The sequence below is a fragment of the Pedobacter sp. AK017 genome, assembly GCF_014200825.1.
GTDB classification, from domain to species: Bacteria; Bacteroidota; Bacteroidia; order Sphingobacteriales; family Sphingobacteriaceae; genus Pedobacter; species Pedobacter heparinus.
This window is the reverse complement of the sequence record NZ_JACHCW010000033.1, coordinates 1-10,976: the sequence shown is the minus strand read 5'-3', so window position 1 is coordinate 10,976 and position 10,976 is coordinate 1. Positions and strand designations below refer to the sequence as shown.

Annotated in this window: 12 protein-coding genes; 6 read left to right on the top strand and 6 right to left on the bottom strand. The window is 43.0% G+C overall.

The annotated features are described in order from the left end of the window. Window positions 1–419 precede the first annotated feature (419 nt). Window positions 420–779 (bottom strand): CoA-binding protein, encoded by a 360-nt coding sequence (locus HDC92_RS24705; RefSeq protein WP_015809400.1) that lies wholly within the window; start codon window positions 777–779, stop codon window positions 420–422. A gap of 101 nt (window positions 780–880) precedes the next feature. Next, the gene (locus tag HDC92_RS24700; protein WP_183877548.1) at window positions 881–2,422 is read right to left on the bottom strand and encodes an NAD(P)/FAD-dependent oxidoreductase; all 1,542 of its coding nucleotides are present in this window, start codon (window positions 2,420–2,422) and stop codon (window positions 881–883) included. 129 nt (window positions 2,423–2,551) lie between these two features. On the opposite strand from HDC92_RS24700, the gene HDC92_RS24695 reads away from it, so the two are divergent. From HDC92_RS24695 to HDC92_RS24680, 4 genes are all read left to right on the top strand, one after another. Further along, entirely contained in the window at window positions 2,552–3,133 is a 582-nt protein-coding gene (locus HDC92_RS24695; RefSeq protein ID WP_036675215.1) for a LemA family protein, read from the top strand. 73 nt (window positions 3,134–3,206) lie between these two features. Then, window positions 3,207–3,650 carry a TPM domain-containing protein gene (locus tag HDC92_RS24690; RefSeq protein WP_015809403.1) on the top strand — a complete coding sequence of 148 codons (444 nt, stop codon included), beginning with the start codon at window positions 3,207–3,209 and terminating at the stop codon, window positions 3,648–3,650. A 3-nt stretch (window positions 3,651–3,653) separates the two neighbouring features. Further along, window positions 3,654–4,430, top strand: coding sequence for a TPM domain-containing protein (locus HDC92_RS24685; protein WP_183877547.1), 777 nt, complete (start codon window positions 3,654–3,656; stop codon window positions 4,428–4,430). Between the two features lie 17 nt (window positions 4,431–4,447). Beyond that, window positions 4,448–4,993, top strand: a complete 546-nt coding sequence (locus HDC92_RS24680; protein ID WP_183877546.1) for an NUDIX hydrolase — start codon at window positions 4,448–4,450, stop codon at window positions 4,991–4,993. On the opposite strand, the gene dnaA is transcribed toward HDC92_RS24680, so the two are convergent. The 3 genes from dnaA to HDC92_RS24665 form a co-directional block, all read right to left on the bottom strand. Next, complete coding sequence (gene dnaA / locus HDC92_RS24675; RefSeq protein ID WP_015809406.1) at window positions 4,990–6,420, bottom strand: chromosomal replication initiator protein DnaA; 1,431 nt, start codon at window positions 6,418–6,420, stop codon at window positions 4,990–4,992. The genes HDC92_RS24680 and dnaA overlap by 4 nt on opposite strands. A gap of 194 nt (window positions 6,421–6,614) precedes the next feature. Further along, window positions 6,615–8,162, bottom strand: a complete 1,548-nt coding sequence (locus HDC92_RS24670; protein WP_183877545.1) for a methylmalonyl-CoA mutase — start codon at window positions 8,160–8,162, stop codon at window positions 6,615–6,617. Window positions 8,163–8,164: 2 nt separating this feature from the next. After that, window positions 8,165–8,695 carry a hypothetical protein gene (locus HDC92_RS24665; RefSeq protein ID WP_183877544.1) on the bottom strand — a complete coding sequence of 177 codons (531 nt, stop codon included), beginning with the start codon at window positions 8,693–8,695 and terminating at the stop codon, window positions 8,165–8,167. A gap of 184 nt (window positions 8,696–8,879) precedes the next feature. Here HDC92_RS24665 and HDC92_RS24660 point away from each other — a divergent pair, with 184 nt between their 5' ends. Continuing rightward, window positions 8,880–9,230 (top strand): HesB/IscA family protein, encoded by a 351-nt coding sequence (locus HDC92_RS24660; RefSeq protein ID WP_015809409.1) that lies wholly within the window; start codon window positions 8,880–8,882, stop codon window positions 9,228–9,230. Window positions 9,231–9,335: 105 nt separating this feature from the next. Beyond that, entirely contained in the window at window positions 9,336–10,568 is a 1,233-nt protein-coding gene (locus tag HDC92_RS24655; RefSeq protein ID WP_015809410.1) for an ABC transporter permease, read from the top strand. Between the two features lie 40 nt (window positions 10,569–10,608). Here the strand turns inward: HDC92_RS24655 and HDC92_RS24650 are convergent. Further along, the coding region (locus HDC92_RS24650) for a GDP-mannose 4,6-dehydratase (RefSeq protein WP_183877543.1) at window positions 10,609–10,976 on the bottom strand (368 nt) is incomplete at its 5' end.

The following is a 10,976-nucleotide window of genomic DNA, read 5'->3' as shown; positions in this document are numbered from 1 at the left end:
CTCCGAAGCGGGTTGCAAAAGTAGGAAAATTATCAACCCAATCAAACTATATCACACCATTAAATCAACTTTTATCCTAACTGCCTTAATTACAACCAGAAAAATTTAAAAAAATGCTGCCTTTTTATTGTTTTACCGCTTATGCTCCCAAAAACAACATTCTATACCCCGCCAAACCAGGCAATCCCTGAAGGCAAAGCCCGCTCCTGGTAAGGCCAGGTCCTCACATCATCCACACATTCTACACACTTTCTTCACAAAAAGGTACCTGTTTGTGGGTTTGGTGTGAAGGAGATGTGAACCAGGTGTGAAGAATGACACTTCTTGTGAACAACATGGCCTAAAAAAAAGCCCCTGCAGTATTGCTACTACAAGGGCATATCTATCAATCTGATTGTAAATCAGCTACAGGGAGACAATTAATACTGTCCGGTCGACAACAATACCAGTGTACAGGCTTCTACCGGCTCAATAGCATTGGCTTTAAGTAAGCTTTCCAATTCTTCGTTCTCCGTTCCCGGATTAAAAACAACCCGTTTTGGATGGGTTTCCAGGATATAATTGTAATACTGCTTTTGCAGATGAGGGCCTATATATAAGGTAATGGTATGAATATCCGGATGAATACTACCCGGCTCTTCTATTTCCACATCTGCCACTGTCCCTTTCTTTACGCCTACATTCACAATTTCATGTCCTTTAGACTTGAGCATGTTTGCTGCCAGGTAAGCATATCGTGCGGGATTCGGACTTGCGCCTATTATTAATGTCTTTTTCATCAGTATATTTTTTTTAATGGGGATGAAGCTATTCGTCGTTCCAAAAGAAAACAGCTAACCTATATATAATATATAACAAGGTTCAACAAAATCTGTTTGTATTAAACTGTCCTGAGTATGGCGTTCGCACAATTTACCCCATCAATAGCCGCCGAAACTATTCCGCCTGCATAGCCCGCACCTTCTGCGCAGGGATATAGCCCGGCAACCTGAGGATGCTGAAAGGTTTCCCGGTCTCGGGGAATACGCACAGGAGAAGAGCTTCTGCTTTCCACACCTACTAAAATTGCTTCATTGGTATAATAGCCTTTCATCTTTTTCCCGAAAACAGGCAGGGCGTTTTTTAAACTCGATGAAACAAAATCAGGCAGCGTATCTTTAAGGATTGCACTTTTTGTTCCCGGAAGGTATGAATTTTTAGGAAGATCGGCCGAAAGACGGCCTTCTACAAAGTCGACCATCCGCTGTGCAGGTGCAACCAGCTTGCCACCACCCAAATTAAAGGCAGTTTGTTCCAGCCGGGCCTGGAAATGCATCATCCGTAAAGGATCGTCACCTTTTACATCCTCCAGCATGATCTGTACCACCGTTCCTGAATTCGCAAACGGATTGTTTCGCTTTGAGGGCGACCAGCCGTTTACCACAATCTCGTTTTTATAAGTAGCACAGGGTGCTATAATACCCCCCGGGCACATGCAGAAAGAAAATACTCCCCTGCTGCCTACCTGTTCTACCAAACTGTAATAAGCCGGAGGCAAAAATTCACTGCGCACATCACAATGGTATTGTGCAGCATCGATAATGGCCTGTGGATGCTCAATCCTAACACCCAAAGCAAATGGTTTGGCTTCAACTAAAATGCCTTTATGGTGTAGCAATTCGTATATATCACGTGCAGAATGACCCGTAGCCAGGATAACAGCATCGGCCAGCAAGCGGTTCGTACCATTAACCACTACGCCTTTGATCTGCCCAAAACTAACCAGCAAATCCGTTACTTTCTGATCAAAATGCACTTCCCCACCCGCATTTAAAATGGTTTCTCTGATGGCAGTGATGATATGGGGCAGCTTATTGGTTCCGATATGGGGCCTGGCATCTACCAGAATATCAGCTGTGGCCCCATGCTGTACAAAAATTTGCAGCACTTTATTGATGTCGCCCCTTTTATTGGAACGGGTATACAGTTTTCCGTCCGAATAGGTTCCGGCACCGCCTTCGCCATAACAATAATTAGATTCAGTGTTAACCAGGCCTTCTTTGTTAATGGCAGCCAGATCTCTCCGGCGTTGTTTCACATCTTTGCCACGTTCCAAAACTATGGGCTTTAACCCGTTCTCTATACATTGCAGTGCAGCGAAAAGGCCGGCAGGCCCGGCACCTACAATAATCACGGGCCTGGCATTACTGACATTTTGATAGTTTATGGTAAAAATATCTGCCAAAGCCGGTTCATCAATAAATGCCTTTACCTGCAAACGATATATTACTTTTCTGGAGCGTGCATCAATAGAGCGTTTAAGCACCTTATAGCCCTTTATACGTGCTAAATCGACTTTAAGCGCCGCTGACAGCGCTTCTTTAACAGCAGTTTCAGACCCCATACTTTCCGGGGCCATTGTAATTTCTATTTCCTTTTGCATAAACCCGTCAGGTTTTTATCCTGAAAACTGTAACAAAGGTACGAAAATTGAGTTCTAATGTGTAAATTAACCTTATTAACAAAAATGGCCGGTAAAACGGCCGGTAAAAAAACTAAAAAACAAAAGCATATGAAAAGAACAGTATTGACAATAGCAGGTCTTCTGGTCCTGGTTGTATCTATGAGTGGATGTGGCTATAACAGCATGGTTAAACTTGACGAAGATGTAAAAGCAAAGTGGAACCAGGTAGAAACCCAGTACCAGCGCCGGTCAGATCTGATCCCTAATTTAGTGAATACCGTTAAGGGTGCTGCAAAATTTGAGCAGAGTACCTTAACCCAGGTAACAGAGGCACGCGCCAAGGCTACACAGGTTACTGTTGATCCTGATAAATTAACACCGGAAAATATAGAGAAATTCCAGGCCGCACAAGGCCAGGTAAGCCAGGCTTTGGGCCGTTTACTAATGGTAACAGAGAATTACCCTGAATTAAAGGCCACAGAACAGTTCAGGGATGTTTCGGCCGAATTGGCAGGAACGGAGAACAGGATAGCCGTTGCACGTAAGGATTTTAACGAATCGGTTCAGACTTACAATACCAAAGTAAGGTCTTTCCCCAACAACCTGATGGCAGGAATATTTGGTTTTAGTCAAAAAGCAGGCTTTAAAGCAGACCCAGGTTCAGAAAAAGCACCTAAAGTAGAATTCTAATATACCTCAACACATTTAAGGGTGATGCGTGTTTATAATCAAAACATACATTACCCTTATTATTAATCCTATTATGGGCATATTTTCAGAACAAGACCAGGAGCTCATTGCAAATGCAATTGCAGAGGCCGAAAAAGGTACATCAGGCGAAATCAGAATAGCCGTAGAAAAACATTGCAGTGGCGATGCTATTGAACGCGCGACTTCTTATTTTGCGAAGTTGGGCATGGATAAAACAGCAAAACACAATGGTGTGCTGATCTATCTGGCTTATATTGACCATAAATTTGCGATAATTGGCGACAGTGGCATTAACAAAGTAGTGCCCTCCGACTTTTGGGAAACTACTCAGATTGCCATGAAAGCACATTTTGCAGGCGGCAATATTGTGCAGGGAATTATAGCCGGTATAGTACTGGCAGGCGAAAAACTGGCCTTATATTTCCCATTTGAAGGAGATGACATCAATGAGCTGCCCAATGAAATTATTTTTATGGATCAACACAAAACAAATTAGGCAATGAAAAAATCAATCATAGCCTTTTTACTTATTTTATTCGCTACAGCAGGCTTTGCTCAGGACTTTCCGGCGAAGCCCAATACCCTGGTCAACGATTATACCGGGACACTTTCTGCAGATCAGCTGCAAAATCTGGAACGTAAGCTGGTTGCTTTTGACGATTCAACCTCTATCCAGGTGGCTATAGCGGTACTCAAGTCCGTGGGCGAATACGACATCAATGAATATGCGCTGGAACTGGGCAGAAAATGGGGAGTAGGCACCAAGGGCAAGGACAATGGTGTAATGATTGTAGTTGCGCTGGGCGACCGAAAAATAGCCATCCAGACGGGCTATGGCGTTGAGGGTGTATTGCCAGATATGTATACCCGGCGGATCATTGACAATGAAATTAAACCTTATTTTAAGGCAGGTGATTATTATAGGGGCCTGGATGCAGGAACCGATGCCATCATCAGCGTAACCAAGGGTGAATATAAAAACGATAAACCTAAAGCTGGTAAAACCGGTAGCGGCGCTTCAGGTGTACTGATCATTATCATTATTGTGGTGGTCGTAATTATTGTGCTGAAAAGAGGCGGTGGCGGCAGCGGTGGCAGTCAGGTTATTGGTGGCCGTGGTGTTGCCGACGCACTGTTCTGGAGTATGCTGCTGGGCGGCGGAAGAAGTTCAGGCGGTGGTGGAGGCGGCTGGGGTGGCGGCAGTAGCGGCGGCGGTGGCTTCGGTGGTTTTGGCGGCGGTAGTTTTGGCGGTGGCGGAAGCAGCGGCAGCTGGTAATTTATACCTCTTATCTTATGGAAATACTAAAATGGAAAAAGCTTTCCTCAAAATACCTGGTGCAAGAAAAATGGGCTACTTTAAGGGTAGACACCTGTGAACTGCAAAATGGAACTATAAAGGACGACTATTATGTACTTGAATATCCAAACTGGGTAAATGCCATAGCACTCACGGAAGAAAATAAAGTAATCATGGTACGTCAGTACAGACATGCTGCCGATATTATATCACTGGAAATACCTGGTGGTGTAATTGATGGGGAAGAGCTCCCTGAAGCTGCCATAAAACGGGAACTGCTGGAAGAAACCGGTTATTCTTTTAAAAGCGCAGAACTGATTGCAACATTATATGCGAACCCTGCAACTGCAAATAATGTAACCTATACCTATTTACTGAAGGGAGGCACAAAAACTGCCGAGCAGCATCTGGATGATCATGAAATCTTAAATGTGGAAGAATATACGATTGAAGAGCTGAAGCAATTGCTTGCGGAGCATAAAATAGATCAGGCTTTACATTGTGCCGCCTTGTTTTACGGCTTAATGAAGCTTGGGCTTTAACTCATTTTTAGTTTCTTCTGGATGTCGTGCACGTAGCCTTTAAACTTTTTATCGGTATCGATAAGGTCTTCAACAGTTTGGCAGGCATAAATTACGGTAGAGTGGTCCCTTCCGCCAAAGAAAGCACCAATTGTTTTTAAGGATGATTTGGTGTGACTTTTTGAAAGGTACATGGAAATCTGACGGGCCTGGACAATCTCACGTTTACGTGTCTGCGATTTTACCATATCAACCGGTACTTCAAAATATTCACATACCAGCTTTTGGATATACTCCATTGAAATCTCTTTGGAGGTATTTTTAATAAAGTTCTTTAACATCTGCTTGGCCAGTGCCAGATCGATGTCCTTTTTATTTAAGGTAGACTGCGCCAGCAGGGAAACCATGGCCCCCTCAAGTTCCCTGACGTTATTGTCTATATTGTGTGCTACATATTCTACTACTTCTGCCGGCAGCTCTATACCATCTGCATACATTTTTTTTCGCAGGATGGCTATCCTGGTTTCCAGATCGGGAACCTGCAGATCGGCAGAAAGCCCCCATTTAAACCGGCTCAGCAACCGCTCTTCCAGTCCGGCCAGGTCTTTAGGCGCTTTATCGGACGATAAAATAACCTGTTTACCCGATTGGTGCAGGTGATTGAAAATATGGAAAAATATGTCCTGTGTTTTTTCCTTACCAGCAAAATTGTGTACATCATCCATGATGATCACATCCATTGCCTGGTAAAAGTTCACAAAATCATTGATCGTATTGTTCTTTAGGGAGTCTACAAACTGCTGGCAAAACTTCTCACAGGAAACATAAATGACCAGCTTATCGGGCATATTCCTTTTGATCTCGTTACCGATAGCTTGGGCCAGGTGGGTTTTACCCAGTCCCACCCCACCATAAATCATCAGGGGATTAAAAGATGTGCCTCCTGGTTTTGCGGCAACAGCATAACCTGCAGAGCGGGCCAGACGGTTACAATCTCCTTCAATATAATTTTCAAATGTATAATTGGCATTCAGCTGAGGATCTACATTCAACTTTTTTAAGCCAGGTATGATAAAAGGGTTCTTAATGTCTTTGTTGATAGAAACCGGAATGGGCATCGATTGCTTCTTGGCATCAGCACCGTTGCCATTACTCGGCATATTGGTGGTGTAAGGTGAACCTGAATTGGAGGACTTGTCGACTACGATATTGTATTCCAGCCGCCCCTCATCTCCCAACTGTTTTTTAACCGTTTTTCTGAGCAGTCCAACATAATGTTCTTCCAGCCATTCGTAAAAGAATAAACTAGGCACCTGTATGGTCAAAACATTGCCTTCCAACTTAAGTGCAGATATAGGTTCGAACCAGGTTTTAAAACTTTGGGTCGGAATATTATCTTTTATAATTTGGAGACAGTTTTTCCATACTTCGATGCAAGTTTTTTCCATTGTCATTCTATAATTTGTTGGTTTACAGTAACGATTTGAGCACATAAAATGAACTCCTTCGAGAGATCGAATATTCAAAAAATTATCAACAAAAAAAACTTAATTTTCATTTATTTGGTAAGTGCTTATATTGCAATATCATACCCCAGTTAACCTCAATTTTTTATGTGGATAACTATTTATTAACATCAATTTCAATATTCTCCAAAAACATTTCGCAGCACATTGGCAATTTCGCCAAGACTGGCATATTCTTCTACCGCTGCAAGAATAAACGGCATCAGATTGTCAGTTCCTCTGGCAGCCTGCATCAGGTTGTTTAATGCCTGCTCAACTGCAACATTGTCCCTTTCTGTTCTCAGCTTTTGCAGTTTTTCTGTTTGTATCGTCCTGATGGATTCATCAATGGTAAATACATCATCGATCGCCTCCTTATCCTGGGTAAATTTGTTCACACCAACAATTACTCTGCTGGCCTGTTCTACCTCCACCTGGTACTGGTAAGCCGCATCAGCAATCTCGTTCTGGATATAGCCATTTTCAATGGCATTTACTGAACCGCCCATAGCGTCAATTTTATCAATATACAACTGGGCAGCAGCTTCAATCTCATTGGTCAGCTCCTCTACAAAATAGGAACCTGCCAAAGGATCAACCGTATCCGTTACCCCGCTTTCAAAAGCGATCACCTGCTGGGTACGCAGGGCAATTTTTGCCGCAGCTTCGGTAGGTAAGGAAAGGGCCTCATCATAACCATTGGTGTGCAGGGACTGTGTTCCTCCTAATACTGCGGCCATCGCCTGGTTGGTTACCCTGATTACATTGTTCAGTGGCTGTTGCGCAGTTAAGGTAGAGCCTCCTGTCTGTGTATGGAACCTAAGCATTTGTGCCTTTTCATCAGTGGCACCCAATTGCTTTGTGATCTTGGCCCACATTCTTCTCGCAGCCCTGAATTTTGCAATTTCTTCAAAGAAATTGTTGTGGCAGTTAAAAAAGAAGGAGAGACGTTTTGCAAAAATGTTGATGTCGAGTCCTTTTTCAAGGGCCGCATTTAAATAAGCTTTTCCATTGGCCAAGGTAAACGCCAGCTCCTGTACTGCTGTAGAGCCGGCTTCCCTGATGTGATAACCTGAAATTGAAATGGTATTCCATTTTGGGACCTCCCTGCTGCAATATTCAAAAATATCGGTGATGATACGCATAGAAGGCTTGGGCGGATAGATGTAGGTGCCCCTTGCTGCATATTCTTTTAAGATATCGTTCTGTATTGTCCCAGAGATCTGTTTAATGTCTGCGCCCTGTTTTTTAGCCAAAGCAATGTACATGGCCAGCAAAATAGAGGCCGTGGCATTAATGGTCATAGAGGTAGTGATCTTTTGCAGTTCAATCCCATCAAACAAGATCTCCATATCCTTTAAGGAATCGATGGCTACACCAACCTTACCCACTTCCCCTTCCGACATTTCATGATCGGAATCGTAACCGATCTGGGTGGGCAGGTCAAATGCTACCGAAAGTCCCATTGTACCCTGTTTCAACAGATAGTGATAGCGCTTATTGGATTCTTCAGCTGTAGAAAATCCGGCGTACTGGCGCATGGTCCACAACCGCCCCCTGTACATGTCCTTTTGGATTCCCCGGGTATACGGAAATTCGCCAGGCCCTTCTAAAGGTGCGCTGGCTGTATTATACACTTCTTTTATTTCTATACCCGATGTGGTGGTGAATTTTTTATTGCTCATATTTAAAACAAAAGATGTATGTCATTTTTGATCAGATCAAGGGTCAAATCGTAAGGGTTATTTTCAATTCCGGTCATATGCTGCAATATTTTACGGCTTAAATCCACACCTGTAGCATCCGGAGACAGATTTTCAACACCATTGTTGACCATGGCTATGGTATCGTCCTTGAGCTGTTTTACCACATTCCATGTAGCCGAACTGATGTACAGTTGCTGCGTTACATTGTGCTGGTATTCTGCCCTGATCTCATTTAATATAGTAGCCTGCAATTCCTGTACAGATATTCCTTGCTGATGCAGGCGGATAAACAAATTGGAAGGATTGATGCGCTCTATAAATACAATCAGGCGTTCGTGGGCCTGAAGACGTAAAGAAAGCAATTGCGGGTTTTCTTCTTTTTTCTGTGCAGCAAACTTTAGCCTGAAATAATTACGGATATCATCCCTGATGAGGTAATAACCAGCTGAAACAGTAGCTACCCCTCCTATTATCAGCACTGCTGCATCCGTTAAAAATTTTTGTAAGTCCATAGCTTTGTTTGAATACAGTAATAATTAGTGTTAGTACCGACAAAAATGTACATTTTGATTTATATTTGCTCTATTGATAGTTTTTTTATCAAAGGTTGGGCAAAGTTGCCGCAATTGTTTTAACAACAATTATAGTTATTTTGCCCTATGATATTAATAGATTTTTTAACGGTATAGGAATGATATGAGTACTGTAGATACGGCATTTGCACCAGTAACATTTACAGAAACAGCTGTAAAAGAACTTTTTAAATTAAAAAACCAGCAGGAAATTGCAGAAGATTTTGGGCTGCGCGTAGGTGTAGAGGGTGGCGGCTGCTCCGGCATGAATTACGTTTTGGGCTTTGACCAGAAAAAAGAGGGCGACCAGGAGTTTATCATCGAGGGCATTAAGGTTTTTATGCATAAAGCACATCAGATGTATTTGCTGGGTATGCAGGTTGACTGGCAGGATGGCCTGAACTCCAGGGGTTTTACTTTTAGCAATCCGAATGCCGCCAGTACGTGTGGTTGCGGAACCAGCTTTTCGGTATAACCGGATAGCCTAAGCCTTTCAATTATTTATATCCTATTGTAACATTATAGCAAGTCCTGTTGTCTTAACAACAGGAGTTTTATTTTAGCCCCAAATTACCCTGTAATGACCTATACCGAAAACGTACGACTAGCTATACAATCCATTACCAGCAACCGGTTACGCACCATGCTCACGGCATTGATCATTGCCATTGGTCTCTCGGCCCTGGTAGGGATATTAACCACACTTGATGCGGTAAAAAAGAGTATGACAGAAGCGTTTTCGAGCATGGGGGCAAATTCCTTTAACATCAGAAACCGTGGTACTGGAATCAGGATAGGGGGCTCCGGACAAAGGCAAAAACCTTTTAAATCTATACGTTATGAGGATGCGCTGGCTTTTAAAGAACGGCTGAATACACCGGCCAAGGTTGCTGTAAGTGTAGTAGCCACCCGCGGGGCAACCGCTAAATTTGGCGCAGAAAAAACAAATCCAAACATCAACATTCAGGGCATAGATGAAAACGGGTTAAATTCCCAGGGCCTGGAACTGGCTTTGGGCCGCAATTTTAGTTTAACTGAAGCGCAGTCGGGCAATAATGTTTGTATTATAGGTAGTGAGATCAGTGCTAAACTGTTTAAAAACCAAAGTCCTTTAGATAAGATCATCAATGTAGGCAATACCAGGCTTAAGGTAATCGGGGTACTGGTATCTAAGGGTCAGAGCATGGGTTTTAGTGGCGACCGCTCTATATATGTGCCGCTGTTAAAAGCAAAACTGATCAATTCCAGCTCAAATCCTTCTTATACGATTACAGTAATTGTTCCGAACAATGACATTATGGACAATGTAATTGGCGAAGCTACTGCCCAGTTTAGAAATATACGTAAGGTAAGGGTTACAGACCCCAACAATTTTGAAATTACCAAGAGTGATGCCATGGCACAAACACTTTTTGAAAATTTAAGATACATTGTCTGGGGTGGAATTGCCATTGGGGTCATTACGTTAATAGGTGCGTCTATAGGATTGATGAACATTATGCTGGTCTCGGTAACTGAACGGACAAGGGAAATCGGCATTCGTAAAGCTATAGGTGCCAATCCTGCCGTCATCCGCAAACAGTTTCTGATAGAGGCTGTAATGATCTGCCTAATGGGTGGTACCTTTGGTATATTTCTGGGCATTGCCATAGGCAACCTGATATCGCTGGCCATGAGCGGGTCCTTTATTATCCCCTGGCTATGGATTTTTGGTGGCTTTGCCCTATGTGTGCTGGTGGGAATAATTTCGGGATATTATCCCGCAAAAAAAGCCTCCAAACTGGATCCGGTAGAGGCTTTAAGATATGAATAAATAAAAAAAGCTCCTTAAAAATATTAAGGAGCTTTTTTATTTATCTTCCGTGGTACTGTGTATCATAATAAGCCTGATAATTCCCCGAAGTTACGTTGGAAAGCCATTCTTCATTTTCCAGGTACCAGGCTACCGTTTTTTCCAGGCCTTCTTCAAACTGCAAACTTGGTACCCAGTCCAGTTTATTTTGCAGCTTGGTAGAATCTATCGCATAACGCAGGTCGTGCCCAGCCCTGTCGGTCACAAACGTAATCAGTTTGGCCGATTCACCAGGTTCGCGCCCAAGCTTTTTATCCATGATATTACACAGCAAGTTAATCAGATCGATATTTTTCCATTCGTTATGCCCGCCAATGTTATAGGTCTCCCCGGTTTTGGCCTGATGAAAAATAACATCAATAGCCCTGG

Excerpts from the sequence above, each read along its gene's own strand:
- HDC92_RS24705 (WP_015809400.1), bottom strand. The coding sequence starts at position 779 with ATGAAAAAGACATTAATAATAGGCGCAAGTCCGAATCCCGCACGATAT.
- HDC92_RS24700 (WP_183877548.1), bottom strand. The coding sequence starts at position 2,422 with ATGCAAAAGGAAATAGAAATTACAATGGCCCCGGAAAGTATGGGGTCT.
- HDC92_RS24695 (WP_036675215.1), top strand. The coding sequence starts at position 2,552 with ATGAAAAGAACAGTATTGACAATAGCAGGTCTTCTGGTCCTGGTTGTA.
- HDC92_RS24690 (WP_015809403.1), top strand. The coding sequence starts at position 3,207 with ATGGGCATATTTTCAGAACAAGACCAGGAGCTCATTGCAAATGCAATT.
- HDC92_RS24685 (WP_183877547.1), top strand. The coding sequence starts at position 3,654 with ATGAAAAAATCAATCATAGCCTTTTTACTTATTTTATTCGCTACAGCA.
- HDC92_RS24680 (WP_183877546.1), top strand. The coding sequence starts at position 4,448 with ATGGAAATACTAAAATGGAAAAAGCTTTCCTCAAAATACCTGGTGCAA.
- dnaA (WP_015809406.1), bottom strand. The coding sequence starts at position 6,420 with ATGGAAAAAACTTGCATCGAAGTATGGAAAAACTGTCTCCAAATTATA.
- HDC92_RS24670 (WP_183877545.1), bottom strand. The coding sequence starts at position 8,162 with ATGAGCAATAAAAAATTCACCACCACATCGGGTATAGAAATAAAAGAA.
- HDC92_RS24665 (WP_183877544.1), bottom strand. The coding sequence starts at position 8,695 with ATGGACTTACAAAAATTTTTAACGGATGCAGCAGTGCTGATAATAGGA.
- HDC92_RS24660 (WP_015809409.1), top strand. The coding sequence starts at position 8,880 with ATGAGTACTGTAGATACGGCATTTGCACCAGTAACATTTACAGAAACA.
- HDC92_RS24655 (WP_015809410.1), top strand. The coding sequence starts at position 9,336 with ATGACCTATACCGAAAACGTACGACTAGCTATACAATCCATTACCAGC.